22 protein-coding genes are annotated in these 21,337 nt (G+C 72.0%); 10 read left to right on the top strand and 12 right to left on the bottom strand.

What is annotated here, in order from left to right; genetic code table 11:
• Window positions 1-9: 9 nt before the first annotated feature.
• The 7 genes from ACIGEZ_RS21565 to mce form a co-directional block, all read right to left on the bottom strand.
• Window positions 10-819: an ABC transporter permease subunit gene (locus ACIGEZ_RS21565; RefSeq protein WP_399833394.1), complete on the bottom strand. Its 810-nt coding sequence runs from the start codon at window positions 817-819 to the stop codon at window positions 10-12.
• A complete protein-coding gene (locus ACIGEZ_RS21570; protein ID WP_399833396.1) occupies window positions 816-1,934 on the bottom strand; it encodes an ATP-binding cassette domain-containing protein in 1,119 nt (372 codons plus the stop codon). The genes ACIGEZ_RS21565 and ACIGEZ_RS21570 overlap by 4 nt, the downstream gene beginning before the upstream one ends.
• A gap of 188 nt (window positions 1,935-2,122) precedes the next feature.
• Window positions 2,123-2,902, bottom strand: a complete 780-nt coding sequence (locus ACIGEZ_RS21575) for an ABC transporter permease (protein WP_399833398.1) — start codon at window positions 2,900-2,902, stop codon at window positions 2,123-2,125.
• A 3-nt stretch (window positions 2,903-2,905) separates the two neighbouring features.
• Window positions 2,906-3,877, bottom strand: coding sequence for an ABC transporter ATP-binding protein (locus ACIGEZ_RS21580; RefSeq protein WP_399833400.1), 972 nt, complete (start codon window positions 3,875-3,877; stop codon window positions 2,906-2,908).
• A gap of 75 nt (window positions 3,878-3,952) precedes the next feature.
• Window positions 3,953-4,888, bottom strand: a complete 936-nt coding sequence (locus ACIGEZ_RS21585; RefSeq protein WP_362524032.1) for a cellulose-binding protein — start codon at window positions 4,886-4,888, stop codon at window positions 3,953-3,955.
• A gap of 114 nt (window positions 4,889-5,002) precedes the next feature.
• Entirely contained in the window at window positions 5,003-9,274 is a 4,272-nt protein-coding gene (scy, locus tag ACIGEZ_RS21590; protein WP_399833403.1) for a polarized growth protein Scy, read from the bottom strand.
• Between the two features lie 214 nt (window positions 9,275-9,488).
• A complete protein-coding gene (gene mce, locus ACIGEZ_RS21595; RefSeq protein ID WP_399833405.1) occupies window positions 9,489-9,941 on the bottom strand; it encodes a methylmalonyl-CoA epimerase in 453 nt (150 codons plus the stop codon).
• A 137-nt stretch (window positions 9,942-10,078) separates the two neighbouring features.
• Here mce and ACIGEZ_RS21600 point away from each other — a divergent pair, with 137 nt between their 5' ends.
• Window positions 10,079-11,281, top strand: coding sequence for an acetyl-CoA C-acetyltransferase (locus tag ACIGEZ_RS21600; protein ID WP_399833407.1), 1,203 nt, complete (start codon window positions 10,079-10,081; stop codon window positions 11,279-11,281).
• A gap of 24 nt (window positions 11,282-11,305) precedes the next feature.
• Window positions 11,306-12,262, top strand: coding sequence for a methylmalonyl Co-A mutase-associated GTPase MeaB (gene meaB / locus ACIGEZ_RS21605; protein WP_399833409.1), 957 nt, complete (start codon window positions 11,306-11,308; stop codon window positions 12,260-12,262).
• Between the two features lie 89 nt (window positions 12,263-12,351).
• Here meaB and ACIGEZ_RS21610 read toward each other — a convergent pair whose 3' ends face one another.
• From ACIGEZ_RS21610 to ACIGEZ_RS21625, 4 genes are all read right to left on the bottom strand, one after another.
• Window positions 12,352-12,828 carry a MarR family winged helix-turn-helix transcriptional regulator gene (locus ACIGEZ_RS21610; protein WP_399833411.1) on the bottom strand — a complete coding sequence of 159 codons (477 nt, stop codon included), beginning with the start codon at window positions 12,826-12,828 and terminating at the stop codon, window positions 12,352-12,354.
• A 132-nt stretch (window positions 12,829-12,960) separates the two neighbouring features.
• Entirely contained in the window at window positions 12,961-13,749 is a 789-nt protein-coding gene (locus tag ACIGEZ_RS21615) for an AIM24 family protein (RefSeq protein WP_399833737.1), read from the bottom strand.
• 8 nt (window positions 13,750-13,757) lie between these two features.
• Window positions 13,758-14,408, bottom strand: a complete 651-nt coding sequence (locus tag ACIGEZ_RS21620; protein ID WP_399833413.1) for an AIM24 family protein — start codon at window positions 14,406-14,408, stop codon at window positions 13,758-13,760.
• Window positions 14,408-15,040 carry an AIM24 family protein gene (locus tag ACIGEZ_RS21625; RefSeq protein WP_399833739.1) on the bottom strand — a complete coding sequence of 211 codons (633 nt, stop codon included), beginning with the start codon at window positions 15,038-15,040 and terminating at the stop codon, window positions 14,408-14,410. Before ACIGEZ_RS21625 ends, ACIGEZ_RS21620 begins: the two co-directional genes overlap by 1 nt.
• Before the next feature lie 113 nt (window positions 15,041-15,153).
• On the opposite strand from ACIGEZ_RS21625, the gene ACIGEZ_RS21630 reads away from it, so the two are divergent.
• From ACIGEZ_RS21630 to ACIGEZ_RS21650, 5 genes are all read left to right on the top strand, one after another.
• Entirely contained in the window at window positions 15,154-15,498 is a 345-nt protein-coding gene (locus ACIGEZ_RS21630) for a DUF3817 domain-containing protein (protein WP_399833415.1), read from the top strand.
• On the top strand, window positions 15,495-15,788 hold the full coding sequence (locus ACIGEZ_RS21635; protein ID WP_399833417.1) for an MTH1187 family thiamine-binding protein: 294 nt from the start codon (window positions 15,495-15,497) through the stop codon (window positions 15,786-15,788). The genes ACIGEZ_RS21630 and ACIGEZ_RS21635 overlap by 4 nt, the downstream gene beginning before the upstream one ends.
• 153 nt (window positions 15,789-15,941) lie before the next feature.
• Window positions 15,942-16,628 carry a hypothetical protein gene (locus ACIGEZ_RS21640; protein ID WP_399833419.1) on the top strand — a complete coding sequence of 229 codons (687 nt, stop codon included), beginning with the start codon at window positions 15,942-15,944 and terminating at the stop codon, window positions 16,626-16,628.
• Window positions 16,625-17,308, top strand: coding sequence for a DUF4166 domain-containing protein (locus tag ACIGEZ_RS21645; RefSeq protein WP_399833421.1), 684 nt, complete (start codon window positions 16,625-16,627; stop codon window positions 17,306-17,308). Before ACIGEZ_RS21640 ends, ACIGEZ_RS21645 begins: the two co-directional genes overlap by 4 nt.
• Window positions 17,305-17,943 (top strand): TetR/AcrR family transcriptional regulator, encoded by a 639-nt coding sequence (locus ACIGEZ_RS21650; protein ID WP_399833423.1) that lies wholly within the window; start codon window positions 17,305-17,307, stop codon window positions 17,941-17,943. Before ACIGEZ_RS21645 ends, ACIGEZ_RS21650 begins: the two co-directional genes overlap by 4 nt.
• On the opposite strand, the gene ACIGEZ_RS21655 is transcribed toward ACIGEZ_RS21650, so the two are convergent.
• Window positions 17,940-18,944 carry a DUF5937 family protein gene (locus ACIGEZ_RS21655; protein WP_399833425.1) on the bottom strand — a complete coding sequence of 335 codons (1,005 nt, stop codon included), beginning with the start codon at window positions 18,942-18,944 and terminating at the stop codon, window positions 17,940-17,942. The genes ACIGEZ_RS21650 and ACIGEZ_RS21655 overlap by 4 nt on opposite strands.
• 80 nt (window positions 18,945-19,024) lie before the next feature.
• Between ACIGEZ_RS21655 and ACIGEZ_RS21660 the strand changes: the two genes are divergently transcribed.
• The 3 genes from ACIGEZ_RS21660 to ACIGEZ_RS21670 all read left to right on the top strand — a co-directional run bounded on the left by ACIGEZ_RS21660 (window position 19,025) and on the right by ACIGEZ_RS21670 (window position 21,313).
• Window positions 19,025-20,395, top strand: a complete 1,371-nt coding sequence (locus ACIGEZ_RS21660; RefSeq protein WP_399833427.1) for an MFS transporter — start codon at window positions 19,025-19,027, stop codon at window positions 20,393-20,395.
• 9 nt (window positions 20,396-20,404) lie between these two features.
• The gene (locus tag ACIGEZ_RS21665) at window positions 20,405-20,914 is read left to right on the top strand and encodes a MarR family winged helix-turn-helix transcriptional regulator (protein ID WP_399833429.1); all 510 of its coding nucleotides are present in this window, start codon (window positions 20,405-20,407) and stop codon (window positions 20,912-20,914) included.
• A gap of 66 nt (window positions 20,915-20,980) precedes the next feature.
• Complete coding sequence (locus ACIGEZ_RS21670; protein ID WP_399833431.1) at window positions 20,981-21,313, top strand: DUF3817 domain-containing protein; 333 nt, start codon at window positions 20,981-20,983, stop codon at window positions 21,311-21,313.
• The last annotated feature ends 24 nt before the right edge of the window (window positions 21,314-21,337 follow it).

The raw sequence follows: 21,337 nt of genomic DNA on the forward strand, positions 1-21,337 counted from the left end.
AGACCGGCTCTAGACGTCCCGGCTGTTCAGCAGCGCGAAGGCGCCGCCGAGTGCCGCGGCCGCCAGGACGCCCATGATCCACACCGGGTCCCAGCCCGACGGGCCGTCCATGGTCACCGCCGACCTGCCCGCGTACAACGAGATCAGCTGGCTCGGGATCGCGTAGTCGAGCAGCCACTCGCGCACCTTGGTGAGCGACTCCGAGAACATGAACATGGCCGCCACCAGCGGCAGCAGCAGCACGCCGATCATGATGGTGATCGCGCCGGCCGAGTGCCGGATGACCGCGCCGATGCCCAGCGAGAGCAGCCCGAGCAGCGCGAGGTAGAGGCCCACGCCGACCGTGGCCCGCAGCCACTCCCCGCCCGTCGGCTCGGCGGCGTCGACCATCCCCACCTGTGTCAGCGCGACGACGGTCGCGGTCACCGTGGTGACGACGAAGACCAGCAGGAAGAACACGATCGCCTTCGCCGCGAGGACGCGGCCACGGCTCGGGCAGGCGGTCAGCGTGGTGCGGATCATGCCCGTGCCGTACTCGGACGCGATCGTCAGCACGCCGAGCGTGATCACACAGATCGAGCCGAGCAGCACGCCGAAGAAGCCCAGGCCGAGCGCGGTCTCGCCCTCGGTGGACACCTCCGAGGTCGACACGATCGCGGCGACGCCCAGACCGATGCCGAGCATCAGCAGCACCATGACCCCCAGCGTCCACATCGTGGAGCGCAGCGAGCGGATCTTGGTCCACTCCGAGGCGAGCGCGTCACCGAGGTGCGCCTTGCGGACCTCGATGGGGGAGACGTACGAGTACGGGGTCGTCATCGGGCGTCCTCGGGGTTCCGGCCCTGCTGGGGGTTCTGCGGGTGCTGCGGGTCGTGCTGGGCGGCGTACGGGTTCTGTCCGGGCGGCGGCGGGGCGTACCAGCCCTGCTGCGGCACCTCGGGCACCGCGTACCCGGCCGGCTGCTGCGGCATGTGGTGCGGGTGGTGCTGCGGCGCCTGGAGGTGGGCGAGCTGGTCGTCGGTGGAGCGGTAGTCCACGGCGCCCTGCGTCATCCGCATGTACGCCTCCTCCAGGGAGGCCTGGTGCGGGGAGAGCTCCCACAGGCGGACGTCCGCCTCGTGGGCCAGGTCGCTGATCCGGGGCAGCGCGAGCCCCGTCACGCGCAGCGCGCCGTCCGGCTCGGACAGGACGCCGGCGCCGGCCTCGGTGAGCACCGCGGTCAGCTTCTCGCGCTGCTGCGGCTCGGTGTGCGGGGTGCGCACCCGGGCGAAGTCCGCGGAGTTCGCCGAGATGAAGTCCTTCACGCTCATGTCCGCGAGCAGCTGCCCGCGGCCGATCACGATCAGGTGGTCCGCCGTCAGCGCCATCTCGCTCATGAGGTGGCTGGAGACGAACACGGTCCGGCCCTCGGAGGCCAGCTTCTTCATCAGGTTGCGCACCCAGAGGATGCCCTCGGGGTCGAGCCCGTTGACCGGCTCGTCGAAGAGCAGCACCTGCGGGTCGCCGAGCAGCGCCGCCGCGATGCCGAGCCGCTGGCCCATGCCGAGCGAGAAGCCCTTGGAGCGCCGCTTGGCGACCTCCTGGAGGCCCACCACGCCGAGCACCTCGTCGACCCGCTGCGCCGGGATGCCGGCGAGCTGGGCGAGCGACAGGAGGTGGTTGCGGGCGCTGCGTCCGCCGTGCACCGCCTTCGCGTCGAGCAGCGCGCCGACCTGGCGGGGCGCGTTGGGGAGCTGCCGGAAGGGGTGCCCGCCGATCGTCACGTGCCCGGACGTCGGCCGGTCGAGGCCGAGGATCATGCGCATGGTCGTCGACTTGCCCGAACCGTTGGGCCCCAGGAAGCCCGTGACATGCCCGGGCCTCACCTGGAAGGAAAGGTTGTACACGGCCGTCTTGGCGCCGTAGCGCTTCGTCAGGCCGACTGCCTCGATCATTCTCCAGCCCCATCGACAGGTCGGGTCGTCCTCGGGGCGTGGCGGCCGCAGGCCGGAGCCCCCCGTATGAGCTAGGAGCTTATCCAGCCGTTGACGGTTCCGCCGAAGCGGAATCGTGATCGTCGATTGGATCCAGTATCCGATCAGGGTCGGATCAGCGCGGGATCAGGATCGGATACCGGATCCGATCACGCGTCGCGCTTCTTCATCACCAGGTAGCCGCCGGCCAGCGCGGCCAGCACCCAGAGCACCATGATGCCGAGCCCGCCCCACGGGCCGTACGGCGCCTTCTCCGAGCCCAGGGCGTCCGGCACGACCTGCATGATCTTGGAGCCCGCCTGGTCGGGGAAGTAGCGGGCGACCTCCTTGGCCTTCGGCACGGCCGACAGGATCTGCGAGATCAGGAAGAAGAACGGCACCAGGATGCCGAGCGACAGCATCGACGAGCGCAGCATCGTCGCCACACCCATGGAGAAGATCGCGATCAGGCCCATGTAGAGGCCGCCGCCGACCACCGCCCGCAGCACGTTGTCCGCACCGATCGTGGTCCGGTGCTCACCGAGCAGCGCCTGGCCGAGGAAGAAGGACAGGAAGCTCGTCACCAGACCGACCAGCAGGGCCAGCCCGCCGGCCACCGCGATCTTCGAGAACAGGAAGGTGGCCCTTTGCGGCACGGCGGCCAGCGAGGTGCGGATCATGCCCGAGGAGTACTCGGTGCCGACCACCAGGACGCCGAAGACCACCATCGCCAGCTGGCCGAGAACCATCCCCGAGAAACTGACGAACGTCGGGTCGAAGGTGGCCCGCTCCACCTCGGAGAGGTCGTCGAAGGTCGACTTGAGCAGCGCGGACAGGGCCGCGCCCATCGCCACCGTCACGACGAGCGCGCTCGCCAGCGTCCACACGGTCGACGAGACCGTCCGGATCTTGGTCCACTCCGACTGCAGGACCGCGGATGCCGCTGCCATCGATCAGGCTCCCTCGAAGCTCTCGCCCCAGCGGGGCCCGGGGGCGTCGTCGCCGGCGCCGTGTACGTCCGTCCCGTGCGCGTGGTACTCCACGACACCCGCCGTCATCTGCATGAACGCTTCTTCGAGCGAGGCCCGCTGGGAGCTCAGCTCGTGCAGCACGATCTGGTTGGCCGCGGCCAGCTCGCCCAGCTTCTCCGTCGTCGCCCCGTCCACCTCGAGCGTCCCGCCGCCCGCCTCGACGGCGACGAATCCGTTCGCGTGGAGCAGGTCCCGCAGCCGTTCCTGCTGCGGCGAGCGCAGTCGTACGTAACTCCGGGAATTCTGCTGGATGAAATCCGCCATCGACGTGTCCGCCAGCAGCTTTCCCTGTCCGATGACGATGAGGTGATCAGCCGTCAGAGCCATTTCACTCATCAGATGGCTGGAAACGAAGATCGTCCGGCCCTCCGCCGCAAGGGCCTTCATCAGATTGCGGATCCAGTGAATTCCCTCGGGGTCCAGACCATTGACGGGTTCGTCGAACATCAGGATCTCGGGATCACCGAGCAGCGCGGAGGCGATTCCGAGCCGCTGCCCCATACCGAGCGAGAAGCCCTTCGACTTCTTCTTCGCGACGGGCGTCAGACCCACCAGATCGAGCACCTCGCCGACCCGGCGCTCCGGAATGCGGTTGGACTGCGCGAGGCACAGCAGGTTGTTGTACGCGGAGCGGCCGCCGTGCATCGCCTTCGCGTCGAGCAGCGCCCCGATGTACTTCAGCGGCTCCTGTAGCTCGCGGTAGTGCTTGCCGTCGATCCGGACCGTCCCGCTGGTCGGGTTGTCCAGGTCCAGCATCATCCGCATCGTCGTCGACTTGCCCGCCCCGTTGGGCCCCAGGAAGCCGGTGATCACCCCCGGCCGCACGCTGAAGCTGAGATGGTCGACCGCGGTCTTCGTCCCGAAGCGCTTGGTGAGGCCCTCAAGCTCGATCATGCGTCCCAACCTAAGGGCACGAAAAACCCCCCGCCACCGGAATGACGGAGGGTTTTGCGGAGCGCGACGTACCTGTTACCGGGACTGCTGCGCCGGGACTCCGGCGGTCCGCTCGTCGTCGATCGGCGAGCCGGCCGCGGCCACCGCGGCACCGGTCAGCGTGGCCAGCATCTCGCGGACGTTGGTCAGCTGCGCGTTGATGGAGTCGCGGCGGTTCGTCAGCGCCGCCAGCTCGCGCTCCGATTCCGAGCGGATCCGGTCGGCCTTGGCGTTCGCGTCGGCCACGATGTCCTCGGCCTGGCGCTGCGCGGTCTCCACCGTCTGGCGGGCCCGGCGCTCCGCGTCCGTACGCAGCTTCTCGGCCTCCAGGCGCAGCTGCTCGGCGCGGTGCTCGATCTCGGCCAGGCGCTTCTCCGCCTTCGCCTGACGCGAGGCCAGGTCGCGCTCCGACTGCTCGCGGCGCTTGGCCAGGTTGGTCTCGAAGTCCGCGGCGGCCTGAGCGGCCTTGGCGCGGGTCTCCTCGAAGAGGGCGTCCGCCTCCTCGCGCTTCGACTGCGCGTCCTTCTGGGCCTCCGCACGCAGCGAGTTGGCCTCGCCCTGTGCCTTCTCGACGATCCGGACGCCCTCGTCCTCGGCCTTCGCCTTGCGCTCGGCCGCGAACGACTCGGCGTCGTTGCGCACCTGCTGGGCGGCCGACTCGGCCAGCTCGCGGTGCTGCTCGGCGGCGCGACGGGCCTCCTCGCGCAGGTCCTTCGCCTCCTCCTCGGCGAGCCGGAGGATCTTCTCGACCCGGGCACCGAGACCGGCGTACGACGGTTCGGCGTCGGTGACCTGGGCCTGGGCGTTCTGAGTCTCGAGGTGAAGTTCCTCGATGCGCTTTTCCAGAGAGGTGATTCGGGCCAGAGCACTGTCACGGTCGGCGACGAGCTTGGTAATGCGGTCGTCCACCTGACCGCGGTCGTAACCACGCCGCACGAGCTCGAAGCCGAAGGGGGAGGAAGTGTCGCTCATGGGGTTCCTGTCGAATGAGACCGGTGAGGTGTTAGGGGGAATCCTAGGGGTCGAAGCGGCGTGTCATCGAGCGTATGCCCGTTTGATCTGGAGAATGTCCAGCCTTTTGAGTGGCTAGCTCTCGGAAGACTTGCCACTCGAACGGGTGGCTCCGGCGGAAGCGCCCGCCTTGACGCCATCCGCACCGGCGGACTTCGCCCCTCCGCCTGGAGTCTCGAAAGACTCCAACGCTTCGAGGACGTCCTGGACACGGGAGATCTCGGCATTGATGTCCTCGCGCCTGCGCACCAGGACATCGAGTTCGCGCTTGCCCTCCGAGACGGTCTCCTCGGCCTCCTGCTCGGCCTCCGCCTTGATCTTCTGAGCCTCCGCGACGAGCGACGCCTTCTTCTGCTCGGCCTCCTTCAGGAGCGCCTCCGCCCTCTTCACCGCGGCGATACGGACCTTGCTCGCCTCCGAACTCGCCTCCGCGACCAGCTCCTTGGCCTTCTCCTCGGCCTCCGCACGCTGCTCGGTCGCCGCCTTCACCAGCTTGTCCACGCGCTCGCCGGCCGTCTTCATCTGCTCGGCCGTCTCGCGCCGCGCCCGCTCGTGCAGCTCCTCGATCTCGCCCTCGATCCGGCCCCGCAGCTCCTCCGCCCGCTCCCTTATGGCAGTGGCGTCGCTGCGCGCACCGACCAGGAGCTCGTCCGCGTCCGTACGGGCCTTCTCGACCAGCGAGTTGCCCTCGATGGTCGCCTCGGCGACGATCCGGTCGGCCTCCTTGCGGGCGGCGCCGACCATCGTGTCCGCCTGCGTCTCCGCCTCGGTGGTGGCGCGCAGCGCCTCCTCCTGGGCCTTGGCCATGAGCTGGTCGGCCTGCTCGGCCGCGTCCGCGCGCCGCTTCGCCCCGGCCTCCCGGGCCTCGTCGAGCGTACGGTCCGCCTCGGCGCGCGCCTCGGAACGCATCTCCTCGGCCGCCGCCTCGGCGTCCGCCTTGACCCGTGCCGCCTCCGCGGCGATCCGCTCGGCCTCGGCCGTCGCCTCGCCGATGAGGGTGTCGGCCTGCTCGGCGGCGTCCGCGCGCCGCTTGTCGGCGGCCTGCCGGGCCTCGTCCAGGACCTGCTCGCCCTCGGCACGGGCCGCGGCCCGCAGCGCCTCGGCCTCGGCCTCGCCGTCGGCCTTGACCTGCTCGGCCTCCGCGCGCAGCCGCTCGGCGTCGCGCTCGGTGCTCTCCATGAGCTCGACGGCCTCTGCGGTGATCCGCTCGGCCTGCGTGGTGGCTTCGCCGATGAGGGTGTCGGCCTGCTCGGCGGCGTCCGCGCGCCGCTTGTCGGCGGCCTGCCGGGCCTCGTCCAGGATCCGGTCGGCGTCCTCGAGCGCGGCCGTGCGCAGCGCCTGGGCGTGAGCCTCGCCGTCCACCTTGACCTGCTCGGCCTCCGTGCGCAGCCGCTCGGCGTCGCGCTCGGTGCTCTCCATGAGCTCGACGGCCTCTGCGGTGATCCGCTCGGCCTGCGTGGTGGCCTCGCCGATGAGGGTGTCGGCCTGCTCGGCCGCGTCCGCGCGCCGCTTGTCGGCGGCCTGACGGGCCTCGTCGAGGGTCTGCCCGGCCTCCGCGGCGATCCGGTCGGCCTCCGCACGGGCCTCGCCGACGACCGTCTCCGCCTGGGCGGCCGCCTCGGAACGGATCCGGTTGGCGTCGTCCCGGGCGTCCGCGCGGGTGCGGGACGCGTCCTGCTCGGCCGCGGCCAGCGCGTCCGTCGCCTCGGTGCGTACCCGCTGTGCGTACTCGGCGGTGTCCGCGCGCAGCTTCTCCGCTTCCGCCAGGGCCTCCGTGACCGTCCGCTCGGCCAGCGCCTTCGCCGCGTCGGTCTCCTCCTGGGCGCGTTCGCGGGTGCGGTTGGCGTCCTCGGTGGCCCGCTCCCGCTCCTCGTACGCGTCGGAGCGGACCCGGTCCGCCTCCTCCTGCGCCTCGGTGCGGGTGCGCTCGGCGGCGTGCTCGGCCGCGCTGCGCAGCCCGGCGATCTCCTGCTCGGCCGTCTCGCGCAGGCCGGAGACGGAGTCCCGTACCTCCTGCGCGGTCTGCTCGGCGGCGGTCACCATCTCGGTGGCCCGCGCGTCGGCCTCCTCGACCAGCCGGTGCGCCTCGGTCTGCGCCTCCTCGACCCGCTTGCGGGCGGAGGCGAGGAGCTCCTCGCTCTGCTCGCGGGCGAGTTCGCGCTCCCGGCCGGCCTCGGAACGGGCCGACTCCAGCGTCTCGTCGGCCTCCCGGCGCCGCCGGTTGGCCTCCTCCTGCGCGGCGCCGAGCGCCTCCGCCGCCTCGGCGGCGACCCGCTCGGCCGCGGCCCCGGCCTCGGCCCGTACCCGGTCGGCGGTCTCCTGCGCCTCCGACTTGAGGCGCTCGGCCTCCGCCTCGGCCTCCGAGGTCAGCCGCTGCGCGGCCGCCTCCGCCTCCGAACGCGAGGCCGACGCGTCCGCCGACGCCTCCGCACGCAGCCGCTCGGCCTCCTGCTCGGCCTGCGCCTGGAGCGTACGGATCCGCTCGGCGGCCTCCGCGCGCAGCCGCTCGGTCTCCTCGGCGGCCTCGCGCCGGATCCGCTCGCCCTCGGCCCGCGCGTCGGTCAGCTCCTCGCCGGCCGCGGACAGCTTGGCCTCGGCCTCGGTGTGCAGCCGGGTCAGCTCCTCGGCGGCCTCCGCCTGCCGGGCCGCGGCGGCCCGCTCGGCCTCCTCGCGCAGCGCGGTGGCGGCCGTCTCGGCGGCCTCCCTGACCGACTCGGCCTGCTCCTCGGCCTCGCCGCGCATCCGCTCGGCCTCGGCGCGGGTGCGCTCCAGGGTCTCCTCGGCCTGGGTGCGCAGGGTCTGCGCCCGCTCCATGGCCTCGCCGCGGACCCGCTCGCTCTCGGCGTTGGCGCTGCCGCGCATCTCGTCGGCGTCCGTACGGGACTTGGTCAGCAGCTCCTCGGCGGTTTTGGCCGCCTCCTCGATCTGCTGGACGGCCTCGCGCCGGGCCTCGCCGCGGATCTTCTCGCCCTCGGCGATCGCCTCGGCCCGCAGCTGCTCGGCCTCGCCGCGCAGCCGGCGCGCCTCCTCCTGCAACTCGACGGTCTTGGCGCGGTACTCCTTGGTGTCGTCCTTCGCCGAGCCGAGCAGTTCGTCGGCCTGCTCCTCGGCCCGCGAGCGCAGCCGGTCGGCCTCGGTCTCGGCCTCCCGGCGGATCCGCTCGGCCTCCTCGGCCGCCTTGCGGGTGGTCTCCTGGGCGTCCTGGGACGCCTTGTTCAGGACCTCCTCGGCGGTACGGGCGGCCTTGGCGAGCGCGGCGGCGGAGTCCTCGGCCGCCACGGTACGGGCCTTCTCCGCGGCTTCCGAGACCAGCTTCTCGGCCTCGGCGGTGGCCTCGCGCAGCTTCTCCTCGGCCTGCTCCTTGAGGGCCTCGGCGTCCTTGGTGGCCTCGCCGACGAGTCGCGCGATCTCGGCCTTCGCGGTCCGGGTGCGCTGCTCGTTGACGGAGTCGGCGGAGGCGAGCTGCCTGGCCGCCGCTTCCTTGGCCTCGGTCAGGGTCCGCTCGGCCTCCGCGCGGGCCTCGCGCAGCTTCTCCTCGGCCTCGTGCATGCGCTGCTCGGCGCCGCGGGACAGCTCGGCGACCTCGCGGCGGGCCTGCTCGGTCTCGGCCGTGGTGGAGGAGCGCAGCTGCTCGGCGTGGCTGGTGGCCTCCTGCGCCTGGCTGGAGGCGGCGGTGAGGAGCCGCTCGGCGTCCTTGCGGGCGCGCAGCAGAATCGCTTCGGCCTCGGCACGGGCGGCCTCCGCCTCTGCACCCACCCGGCGGCGGGTCTCCTCGGCGACCCGGGCGGCCTCGGCGCGCGCGGCGGCGAGCGACTGGTCGGCCTCGGCGCGGGACTCCTCCAGGAGCCGGCGGGCCTGCGACTCGGTGCGGGCCCGCAGCTGTTCGGCCCAGGCCACGTTCTCGTTGACGTGCGACTCGACGGTCTGGCGGCGTTCGCTCAGCTCCTGGTCGAGCTGCTGGCGGCGCTGGACGGCCTCGGTGTGCAGCTCCGCCTGGAGGCGGGCCTGCTGCTCGGCGTGCTCCTGGAGGATCCGCTGGGTCTGGGCCCGGGCGTCGCGCAGCTCGCGCTCGGCGTCCTGGCGCAGCTGCTCGGCCTGCGCCTGGGCGTTGCGCAGCAGCTGTTCGGCCTGGTAGCCGATGTCCGCGCTGTCGTAGGCGGGCCGGGTCGCGATGGTGCGCCGGGCCTCGTGGAGCTTGGCGCGCAACACCTCGACCTGGTAACCGAGGTCCTCGGCGTGCTGGACGGCCTTCTCCCGCTCGGTCTTCAGCCGTTCCATCTCGGCTTCGAACCGCGAGAGATGGTCGTCTTCAGCTCGCTGGCTCTCCTGGCGTTCGTAGCCCCGCACTGCGCGGTCCCATCCTTCCCCGAGCTCTTCGAGCAGGGGAGACCCCAACCCTGATCGCAACTCCAGCGATCACGCCCTCACGGCCGAGGACGGATCCCCGGGGAATCGTGACAGATCGGACGACCCCGACATCCCGACTTCGGCGCCGTGCGGACACGGCTCCGACCGGCCCCGGCCCGGAGTCGCCCACTCTACCGGGCCAGGAATCCGGAGGTCAGTGCTCCGCTGAGGAGTGGTCAGCCGAGGGCTCCGCCGAAGTGACCAGTTCCGTCAGGACGCCGTGGCAGTCCTTGGGGTGCAGGAAGGTGATCCGGGAGCCCATGGAGCCGATCCGGGGCTCGTCGTAGAGGACCCGCACACCCTTCGAACGGATGGCCTCGGCGTCCCCGTCGACGTCCGCGGTGCCGAAGGCGATGTGGTGCACGCCCTCGCCGTTCTTGGCGAGCCACTTGCCCACCGCCGAGTCCTCCCGGGTGGGCTCGAGGAGCTGGAGGTAGGAGGCCCCGCCGTCCGAGGTCTCGTTGATCTTGAGCATGGCCTCCCGGACGCCCTGCTCCTCGTTGACCTCGGTGTGGAAGACCTCGAAGCCGTACGTCGCCCGGTAGAACTCGACGGTGGCGTCGAGGTCCCGGCAGGCGATTCCGATGTGGTCGATACGCGTCAGCATGCCCCCAGTGCAGCGCCGGGAGGATGGTTACGCAACGTGCGCGCCGTCACACCGGCAGGCCGGTGACCCGGTGCGGCACCGCTCAGTACATTGGCGGTAAACCCTCGTTCACTCCTCATCCCAAGGGGCTGTGCCTCATGTCTGGAACGACCGGTACCACCTCAGTGATCGTCGCGGGCGCCCGCACGCCCATGGGTCGCCTGCTCGGCTCGCTCAAGTCCTTCTCGGGCGCCGACCTCGGCGGTTTCGCGATCAAGGCCGCCCTGGACCGCGCGGGCATCGGCGGCGACCAGGTGCAGTACGTGATCATGGGCCAGGTGCTCCAGGCGGGTGCCGGGCAGATCCCCGCCCGCCAGGCCGCCGTCAAGGCCGGCATCCCCATGAGCGTCCCCGCCCTCACCATCAACAAGGTGTGTCTCTCGGGTCTCGACGCCATCGCGCTCGCGGACCAGCTGATCCGCGCGGGCGAGTTCGACGTGGTCGTGGCCGGCGGCCAGGAGTCCATGACCAACGCCCCGCACCTGCTGCCGAAGTCCCGCGAGGGCTACAAGTACGGCGCCATCGAGATGCTCGACGCCATGGCGTACGACGGTCTGACGGACGCCTTCGAGAACATCGCCATGGGCGAGTCCACCGAGAAGCACAACACCCGCCTGGGCATCAAGCGAGAGGTCCAGGACGAGATCGCCGCGCTCTCGCACCAGCGCGCCGCCGCCGCCCAGAAGAACGGCATCTTCGAGGCCGAGATCACCCCGGTCGAGATCCCGCAGCGCAAGGGGGAGCCGGTCGTCTTCGCCAAGGACGAGGGCATCCGCGCCGAGACCACCGCCGAGTCGCTCGGCAAGCTCCGCCCGGCCTTCGCCAAGGACGGCACCATCACCGCCGGCACCTCCTCGCAGATCTCCGACGGCGCCGCCGCCGTGGTCGTCATGAGCAAGGCCAAGGCCCAGGAGCTGGGCCTCGAGTGGATCGCCGAGATCGGCGCCCACGGCAACGTGGCGGGCCCGGACAACTCGCTGCAGTCGCAGCCGTCCAACGCGATCCTGCACGCCCTCAAGAAGGAGGGCCTGGGCGTCGAGGACCTCGACCTCATCGAGATCAACGAGGCCTTCGCCGCGGTCGCCCACCAGTCAATGAAGGACCTCGGCGTCACCCCTGAAAAGGTGAACGTCAACGGTGGCGCCATCGCGCTCGGCCACCCCATCGGCATGTCCGGCGCCCGCGTGGTGCTGCACCTGGCCCTGGAGCTCAAGCGCCGCGGCGGCGGCGTCGGCGCGGCCGCGCTGTGCGGCGGCGGCGGCCAGGGCGACGCCCTGATCGTTCGCGTCCCCGGCAAGTAAGCACCGACCCAAGGAGCAGCGCAGATGGTGGACGTCCCCGCACTGGTCGCCCAGGCACGGGAGGGCCGGCCGCGTGCCGTGGCCCGGCTGATCTCGCTCGTGGAGGGGGCGTCCCCGCAGCTGCGCGAGGTGATGGCCGCGCTCGCCCCGCTGACGGGCGGCGCGTACGTGGTGGGCCTGACCGGCTCGCCCGGCGTCGGCAAGTCGACGTCGACCTCGGCGCTGGTGTCCGCGTACCGCCGGGCGGGCAAGCGGGTCGGCGTCCTGGCCGTCGACCCGTCCTCGCCGTTCAGCGGGGGCGCGCTGCTCGGCGACCGGGTGCGGATGTCGGAGCACGCCTCCGACCCGGGCGTCTACATCCGCTCCATGGCCACCCGCGGCCACCTGGGCGGCCTCGCCTGGTCCGCCCCGCAGGCGATCCGCGTCCTGGACGCGGCCGGCTGCGACGTGGTCCTGGTGGAGACGGTCGGCGTCGGCCAGTCCGAGGTGGAGATCGCCTCCCAGGCCGACACCTCGGTGGTGCTGCTCGCCCCGGGCATGGGCGACGGCATCCAGGCCGCCAAGGCGGGCATCCTGGAGATCGGCGACGTGTACGTGGTGAACAAGGCCGACCGCGACGGCGCCGACGCCACCGCCCGCGAGCTCAACCACATGCTGGGCCTGGGCGAGGCCCGCGGTCCGGGCGACTGGCGTCCGCCGATCGTGAAGACGGTCGCGGCCCGCGGCGAGGGGATCGACGAGGTCGTGGAGGCGCTGGAGAAGCACCGCGCCTGGATGGAGGAGCACGGCGTGCTCGCCGAGCGCCGCCGGGCCCGTGCGGCGCGCGAGGTGGAGACCATCGCGGTCACCGCCCTGCGCGAGCGGATCGGCGACCTGCACGGCGATCGCCGGCTGGACGCGCTGGCCGAGCGGATCACGGCCGGCGAGCTCGACCCGTACGCGGCATCCGACGAGCTGATCGCGAGCCTGACGGGCCGCTGAGCGGGCGCGGGAGACGGTCGGACGGACACGGGAAGGCCCGGCACCCCTCGGGGTGCCGGGCCTTCCCGTGTCGCGCCGACGTGTGGTGCCTATGGTTTGCCGCGGCGCCCCCGCAGCTGGTCGGCGACCGGCTTGAGCGACTCGTGCAGGTCACCGAGAGCCTCGGGGCTCAGCAGGTCGATGAAGTGCTTGCGCACCGACTCCACATGGTGCGGCGCCACCTTGCGCATGGTGTCCATGCCGTGGTCGGTCAGCACGGCGTACAGCCCGCGCCGGTCCGACTCGCAGTTCTCCCGCCGGACGAGGCCGGCGTTCTCCATCCGGGTGATCTGGTGCGACAGCCGGCTCTTGGACTGGAGTGTCGCCGCGGCCAGATCGCTCATCCGCAGCCGCCGCTCCGCCGACTCGGAGAGATTCACCAGGATCTCGTAGTCGTTGTAGGTCAGGCCGAAGGGCTGGAGGTCCTTCTCCATCTGGTACGTCAGCATCCTGTTGACGTCGAGGTACGTGCGCCAGGCGCACTGCTCGGCATCGGTGAGCCAGGGGGTGGCCGTCTCGGTCTCCATATATGGATTCTACCTAAGAAGTTGAAAACTGGACGAAGTGGGAAGGTGTGACGCCGGGCACCCGGGCCTGGCCCCCGGGCCCCGGCGGACGGGTGCAGACGTTCGAGGGCGTCACACTCCGCAGACTACCGCTCACAGGCCGAAGCGACGCTGGAGGTCTCCGAGCTGTCCGGGAAGGCGCGGTACCGAACCGAGCGGTCCCTGGCCGGAACCATGCGCTCCGGCGCCGCCGGGAACACCCGGCTGCGCGCCCGGCTCGCCGATCGCGCGGTCCGGCATCAGCAGCTCCGTCGACTGGAGCAGTACCGTACCCGCTCCGACGAACTCGAACTGGTGCTCCTCGCCCGAGGTGCCGCCGATGCCCGTCAGGGCCCTGACACCGCCCATCACACCGGTCATGTAGCCGTGATCGTAGTGGTGGCACGGCGAGGGGCAGTCCGCCCAGCCGACCAGTGCCTGCGGGTCGACCCGGAGCGGGGGCTCCATGAAGACCACCGGGCCGTTCGAGGCGGCGACGAACTTGCCGGTGCCGATGAGCGTGACGAAGCCCGGCACGATCGACTGCTTCAGCGCCAGCGTCGGCTGATACGCGAGCAGATTTCCCGAACGGATTGTCAGGTTGCCCTCGTCCAGGTCGAAGGAGTTCACGTCGAAGGCCCGGTCGGCGAGCAGCATCTTGCCGCTGCCCTCGGCCACCACCCAGTCGCTCGCGTGCAGCGGCGAGTGGAAGGACGTACGGACCAGCCGGTCGAGCCGGCCGTGCCCGATGCCGTTGAACTCGATCTGCCCGTAATAGGCGATCATCTTGCCCTTCTGCAGGAACCACTGGGAGCCCTTGAGCTCCACGCAGAAGGTGTACGCGTTGACGTTGTCGTCGCTCGGGAGGGTGTGGGGGTCGAGCACCGACGGGCCCCCGGTCATCGAGGTGTTCACAGCTTCTCCTCCGACGCCTGCACGTACACCGCACCGCTGCCGCTCAGCTCCAGCTGGAACGCCTCGCCCGAGCCGCGCCCCACCATGTCGCGCCAGCCGAGCGCGGTGGAGAGCTTGTTGCGTACGTCGCCGTGGTGGGCGACGTACGCCTGCGGGTCGACGTGGACCGGCCGCCCCGGGGCGATGGGCAGCTCGATGACCCCGCCGTGCGCCATCACGGCCACCGAGCCGTGGCCGCGCAGGGTCGTGGTGAACAGGCCCTGGCCGGTGACCTGGCCGCGGACCATGCCCATGACGCCGCCCTGGGAGCCCATGAACATCGTGCCCTGCTCCAGGGCGCCGTCGAAGGCGAGCAGCCGGTCGGCCTCGACGTAGAGGGTGTCGCCGGTCAGTGCGATGACCTGGATGTGATGGCCGCCGTGGCCGAACATCACGGTGCCGTTGCCCTCGACCGTCATCAGAGGGGTCGCCTCACCGGCCACCCGGCGGCCGATCATCGACATCAGCCCGCCCTGGCCGCCGGTCAGGTTCGGCGTGAAAGTGACGTCGCCGCGGTACGCGAGCATCGCGCCCCGCTGGCTGAACAGTCGCTGCCCCGGAACCACCGTGGCCTCGACCATCTTGGAGTTGATCTCGCGGAACGGCATCAGACGTCGCCCCCGATCGTGTTCCGCTCGCTCGGCTGCACGTACACGAGACCGTCGCCCTCGAAGCGGATCTGGAACGCCTCGCCGCCACCCTCGCCCATGAACGTGCGGAAGGTCACACCGGACTGGAAGTGCTGCTGGAGGTTGCCCTGGTGGGCGATGTACGCGCCGGGGTCGACCGACAGCGGGTACTGCGGGGTCACCCGGAGCACCACCGCGGGCCCGTCGGACATGATCGCCGCCTGCCCCGTGCCCTCGACGGTCGTGGTGAACAGGCCGTTGCCCGTCGCCCCGCCGCGCAGCCCGGTGAACGTGGTGCCGGTGCGCAGGCCCGCGTCGGTGCACAGCAGGTTGCTGGCCTCGACGTAGAGCTTGTCGCCGTGCAGGGAGACGAGGTTGATCTCGGAGGCGCGGTCGGCGAACCAGCAGGTGCCCTGTCCGCGTACCTCCATCACCTCCATCTGCTCGCCGGTGAGCCGGCGCGTCACCATGCCGCGGATGCCCTCACCGCCGCCGGACATCTTCTTGAAGGCCATCTGGCCGTCGTAGGCCACCATGGAGCCGTTTTTGGCCTTGACGGCGTCGCCGGTCATGGAGACGGCGAGCACTTTGCTGCCTTGGAGTCGGAACATTGCCACGAAGGGAAGGTACTGGCCCCCCGGATAAAGAGACAGCAAAGTCGCCGTGCACAATGGAACGGCCCTTGTGCATCCGTTCACAAGATCGAACGAAGGTGACCCCTCCCGTGGACATCAAGACCGCCTCCTCCCTGCACCGGCTCCGGCTCGTCTCCGCACCCGAGGCCGTGTCGTTCCTGCTGCTCCTGGTCTGCTCGGTGCTGAAGCGGACCACGGACTTCAACGCGGTGCCGGTGATGGGCGCGGTGCACGGCGTGCTGTTCATCCTCTACGTGCTGTTCTGGCTGGACGCCTGGAACCGCACCAAGTGGAGCTTCGGCACGGCCGCCCTCTACTTCGTCCTCTCCGTGCTGCCGCTCGGCGGCTTCCTCGCCGAGCGCAAGCTCAAGCGCGAGGCCGAGGCCGCCGTGATCGCCTCCCGCGCCCGCCGCGAAGGCGTGGTCAACGCATGATCGTTGCGTTCTCGGTGACCCCCCTGGGCGTGGGCGAGGAGGTCGGCGCGTACGTCGCCGACGCCGTCCGGGTGGTGCGCGAGTCGGGCCTGCCGAACCGCACCGACGCCATGTTCACCACCATCGAGGGCGAGTGGGACGAGGTCATGGACGTCGTCAAGCGCGCCGTCGCCGCGGTGGAGGCGCGCGCCCCGCGCGTCTCGGTCGTCCTGAAGGCCGACATCCGCCCCGGCGTGACGGACGGCCTCACCTCGAAGGTCGCCACGGTGGAGCGGCACCTCGGGGACTGAACCCCGGTCACGTTCCGAGTGAAGCCCCCGGTCCCGGGCAGGACCGGGGGCTTCGTCGCGCTCTGCCGGGCCGGGACTTGAGCGAGTGCTCAAACGTGGGATACGGTCTGCTTGAGCGGTTGCTCAAGATGCCGCTCGACCAGGGGGAAGGGCATGGGGCTCTACATCGAGGCGCGGGTCCGCACCGACCAGGACACGCTCTGGGAGCGGACCCAGGAGCCGGCGCAGCATCAGCGCTGGGACCTGCGGTTCACCGAGATCGCGTACCTCCCGGGCGCCGAGGGCGCACCCCGGCGGTTCCGGTACGCCACGCGCGTGCTGCCCTTCCTGGTCGTCGCCGGCACCGGTGTCTCCGCGGGGGAGCGCCACCGGGCCGGCGGCGACCGGGTCTCCGCCCTCCGCTTCGCCTCGCCGCACCCGCTGTCGCTGCTCGCCGAGGGCAGCGGCTACTGGCGTTACGTGCCGGGCGCGGACGGCATCCGCTTCCTCACCGGCTACGACTACCGGCCGCGCTGGGGGCGCTTCGGCCGCCTCGCCGACCGGCTGGTCTTCCGCCCGCTGATGGGGTGGGCGACGGCCTGGTCCTTCGACCGGCTGCGGCTGTGGTGCGAGTACGGGGTCACCCCCGAGCGCGCCCGCGCCCACTGGCTCCTCGAACTCGCGGCCCGGGCCGCGCTGGTCGCGGTGTGCGCCGCACATCCCGTGACCCTGGCCATCGCCTGCGCGGCCGCCCTCCTCGTACCGCCGTCGCCGCGCACTCCGGCCGCGCGCCGCTGTCTGCGCACCCCGCCCGCAAGGACCCGCCCGCCGCGGCTCCTCGCCACCCTGGAGAGGCCATGACCTCCATCTTCCGTACGGCCATGGGGGACGCCGCCTTCGAGCGGTTGCACCCGGAGCTGCGGCGGCGCTTCTCCGTCGGGCTCGCGAGCGGCGAGCTCTGCGTGGGGCGGGGCGTCATGGACCGGATCTGGCACGGGCGGGCCTTCGTCCGGCCGTTCCTCGCGCTCGGCGGGCTGCGCAACATCCTGCTGCCGCGCACCGGCCGCGACGTGCCGTTCACCATCGAGAACGTGCCGTACCTCGACTCGTACGGCCGCGAGACCGTCACCTTCGTCCGGACCTTCGCGCTGCCCGGCGGGCCGCGCCGCTTCGACGCGACGATGGTGCACAGCCCCGAGCGCGACTGCGTCCTCGACTACCTCGGCACCCACCAGCACCTCGCCAGCGACCTGCACCTGTCCGCAGAGCCGGACGGCTCGCTGCTCATCCGCTCCGGCGAACACCGCTTCCGCGAGGGCCCGGTCGACCTCCGCGTGCCCGACCTCGTCGGCGGCGAGGCCGAGGTGCGCGAGTCCTTCGACGAGCGCACCGGGCGCTTCCGGATCCGGGTGCGGGTCGTCAACCGGTACGCGGGGCCGCTCTTCGGGTACGAGGGGTCCTTCACGGCCGAGTACGCCGACGTGCGCTCCTGCGGCGTCCGGCCCGGGCTGCGGCCCGTCCGCGAGGAGGTGCGGGTGTGAGCGCGGAGGACACCCGGCACAAGCTCCTGGAGGGCGCCCTGCGCACCCTCGTCGAGCAGGGCATCGCCAAGACCTCGGCCCGCTCCGTCGCCGCGACCGCGGGCATCAACCAGGCGTTGATCTTCTACCACTTCGGCACGCTGGACGACCTGCTCGCCGCGGCCTGCCGGCACGGCGCCGAACAGCGGGTCGCGCATTACCGCGAGCGTCTCCTCGGGGTGCGGAGCCTGTCCGAACTCCTCGCGTTCGGGCGGGAGATGCACACCGAGGAACGCGAGGCCGGCCATGTCGCCGTACTCGCCCAGCTGCTCGCCGGGGCGCACGCCCATCCGCGGCTCGCCCCCGCCACCGCCGCGGGGCTCGACCTGTGGATCGCCGAGATCGAGCAGGTGCTCCGGCGGGTCCTCGCAGGCGGCCCGCTCGACGGCCTCGCCGACCCGGCCGGCCTCGCCCGCGCCGTCGCCGCCTCCTTCGTCGGGATGGAGCTGTACGAAGGAGTCGACCCGGCCGGTGCCGGTGCCGCCCTCGACGCGCTCGAACACCTGGGTGCGCTGGTCGCGGCGCTCGACGAGCTGAGCCCGGTGGCGCAGAAGGCGGTGCGGTACGCGCTGCGGCGCACGAGCCGCACCCTCTAGGGGGTGTCCGCCTCCGGCTGCGACCCCGCCAGGGCGATCCCCAGCGGTGTCCGCTCGTACAGCACCTGGTGGCCGTAGCGGCGCGAGGCCAGCAGGCCGGCCGCGCGCAGCACCGACAGGTGCGCGGACACCGAGGACGGCGCGAGGGCGAGCCGGTGGGCGAGCGCCGTCGTGCCGGCCGGCTCGTCGAGCGCACACAGCACATCGGCCCTGGCCCGGCCGAGCAGCCGTGCCAGCGCGTCCGGCGTACGGTCGCCCGCGTCGGTCCACAGCCCGCCGATGCCACGCGCCGGATACGCCACCGCCGGCTGCCAGGGCGGGTCGAAGCCGCTCACCACGTCCGGCCAGGTGAACACCGACGGCACGAGCACCAGACCCCGGCCCTCAAGGGCCCGTCTGTGCTCGCCGTGGTAGGCGACGGTGAGGGTCGCCGTCGCCTCCGCCCAGTCGAACGCCGGGTGCAGCTCCGTCAGCAGCCGCTCCAGACCGCCCTCCGCGAGCCGCCGCGAGTGGTACGCCACGTCCGCCTCCAGCAGGGCGCGCAGCCGCGGCCAGTCGGGCTCGATCAGCGCCGCCCAGGCCTGCTCCAGGAGATCCGCGACCCACTGCACCGCACCCGCGGGATCGGCCAGCATCCGCCGCCCCTCCGCCGTGTCGGCCGCCCCCGGCGTCTCGGCGAGGGCGCGCCGGAAGTCGTCCAGCGCGAGGGCCGGATCGGTCGCGCGGACCGCCGCGATCTCCTCCTCGAAACCGGCGGCCGGCCCGATCGGCGGGGGATAGAGGGAGTCCGGGCTGTGCCCGTGCAGCGGCATCAGCAGGTGCAGCGGCCTGAGATCCACCCCGGCCGCCGCGCCGGCGATCCGCCGCATCCACGGCAGATGGTAGCCCTGCTGCCGCGGCCGCGCGAGCACCCGCACGGCACAGTGCGTCTCCCACAGCGGCGAGATCGCGAACCGGATGCGCAGCGGATCGGCCTCACCGAAGTGCAGGTGGTACGGCATGAGCGCGGCCCCCCTCACGGAACATTCGGCTGGAGCCGAAAGTCTAGGGCGGCGCGGCAGCGGCGGGCACGCTGCCTGCCATGCCCACGAACGACCCCCGGGCGCCCGAAACGGCGCCCGCGCCCACCCGTGCCCCGGGGCCTTCGGCCCCTCAGGGGGCCACCGCCCCGGGTGTCACCGCCACCGGCCAGGCCCCGGTCCCGGCCCTGGCCGGGAGCCGCGCCCCCGCACCCGACCCCGCAGCCACCGGCTACCGCGCCGTCTTCGCCGTGCGCGAGTTCCGGTTCGTCTTCGTCGCCCACCTCTTCTCCCTCCTCGGGGTCGTCGTCAGCGAGCTCGCGCTCACCGTGCTCGTCTACGACCTCACCCGCTCCCCGCTCCTGTCCTCCCTCACCTTCGCCCTCGGCTTCCTCCCCTATCTCCTCGGCGGCACCCTCCTCGCGGGGATCGCCGACCGCCACCCACCCCGCCGGGTGCTCGTCGTCTGCGACCTGGTGTGCGCCGCCTGCGTCGGGCTGATGGTCGTGCCCGCCACCCCGGTGGCCGGGCTGCTCGTGCTGCGCTGTGCCGTGGCCGCCGTCGCGCCCGTGTTCCAGGGGACCCGGATCGCGACCCTCGCCGACATCCTCGGCGAGGGCGAGCTGTTCGTCCTCGGCCGCTCGCTGCTGCGGATCGTCTCCCAGAGCGCCCTGCTCGCCGGCTTCGGCGTCGGCGGCCTGCTGCTCACCGCGCTCGCCCCGCGCGGCGCCATCGCCGTGACCGCCGGCACCTTCCTCGCCTCCGCAGCTCTGCTGCGCCACGGCACCGTCCGCCGGCCCGCCCGCTCCGCCGGGAAGCGGGAGGGGATCGGCGGGACCTGGGGCGTCCTGCGCGACCGCCGGATCCGGGCGCTGATGCTGTTGTTCTGGGTGCCGCCGCTGTTCGTCGTCGTCCCCGAGGCGCTCGCCGCCCCCTACGCCGACGAGATCGGCGCCTCCACCGCCGCGCTCGGCCTGCTGATGTGCGCCATGCCCGCCGGCACCGTCCTCGGCGAGCTCTTCGCCGGCTCCGCCCTCGGCGCGGCCACCCGCTCCCGGATCGTCTGCCCGCTGCTCCTGACCGGCTTCCTGCCCTTCCTGCTCTACGCGCTCCGCCCGGGCCTCGCCGTCGCCGCCCTCGCCCTCTTCCTGGCCGGGGCGGCGGGCGCGTACACCCTCGGGCTCGACGCCTGGTTCGTCGCCGCCGTCCCCGAGGAACAGCGCGGCAGGACCATGACCCTGATGACCGCGGGCATGATGACCGTCCAGGGCATCGGCATGGCAGGTGCCGGTCTCGCCGCCGAGTTCGCCCCCGTCCACGCGGTGGTCGTCGGCACCGGCGTGCTCGCCTCGCTGTGCCTGCTCGGGCTCGTCGCGGAAGTGCGGGCGACCGAAAGGCGAGACGCGGCTGACCGTCATATGACCAGTGGGTAAGGTCGACGCGTGCCGAAGCCGCTCAGTCTCCCGTTCGACCCCATCGCCCGCGCCGACGAACTCTGGCAGCGGCGCTGGGGCCCGGTGCCGTCGATGGCCGCGATCACCTCGATCATGCGGGCCCACCAGATCCTGCTGGCCGAGGTCGACGCCGTGGTCAAGCCGTACGGGCTGACCTTCGCCCGCTACGAGGCGCTGGTCCTGCTCACCTTCTCCAAGGCCGGCGAACTGCCCATGTCCAAGATCGGCGAGCGGCTGATGGTCCACCCGACGTCCGTGACGAACACGGTGGACCGGCTCGTGAAGTCCGGGCTCGTCGACAAGCGGCCCAACCCCAACGACGGCCGCGGGACGCTCGCGTCGATCACCGACAAGGGCCGCGAGGTGGTCGAGGCCGCCACCCGCGACCTGATGGAGATGGACTTCGGGCTCGGTGTGTACGACTCCGAGGAGTGTGCCGAGATCTTCGCGATGCTCCGCCCGCTGCGGGTCGCGGCGCACGACTTCGACGAGGGCTGAGCGGGCCCGGATCCGGGCAGGGACCCGGGGGAAGATCGCCCGGAACGTGTCGTTACGCTCGTAGCCATGAAATCCAGCGTGCTGACCCGCTACCGCGTCATGGCGTACGTGACCGCGGTCATGCTCCTCATCCTGTGCGCGTGCATGGTCGCCAAGTACGGCTTCGACACGGGCGAGGACCTGACCTTCGCGGTCTCCCAGGCCCACGGTGTCCTGTACATCATCTACCTGATCTTCGCCTTCGACCTGGGCTCCAAGGCCAAGTGGCCGTTCGGCAAGCTGCTGTGGGTGTTGGTCTCCGGGACCATTCCGACCGCCGCCTTCTTCGTCGAGCGCAAGATCGTCCGCGAGACGCTTCCGCTGGTCAGCGGCGCGCAGCCGGCTCCCGCCAAGGCCTGAATCGCGCCCCGGCGTGCACCCCCG

The organism is Streptomyces sp. NPDC085481 (assembly GCF_044541845.1).
Lineage (GTDB): Bacteria > Actinomycetota > Actinomycetes > Streptomycetales > Streptomycetaceae > Streptomyces.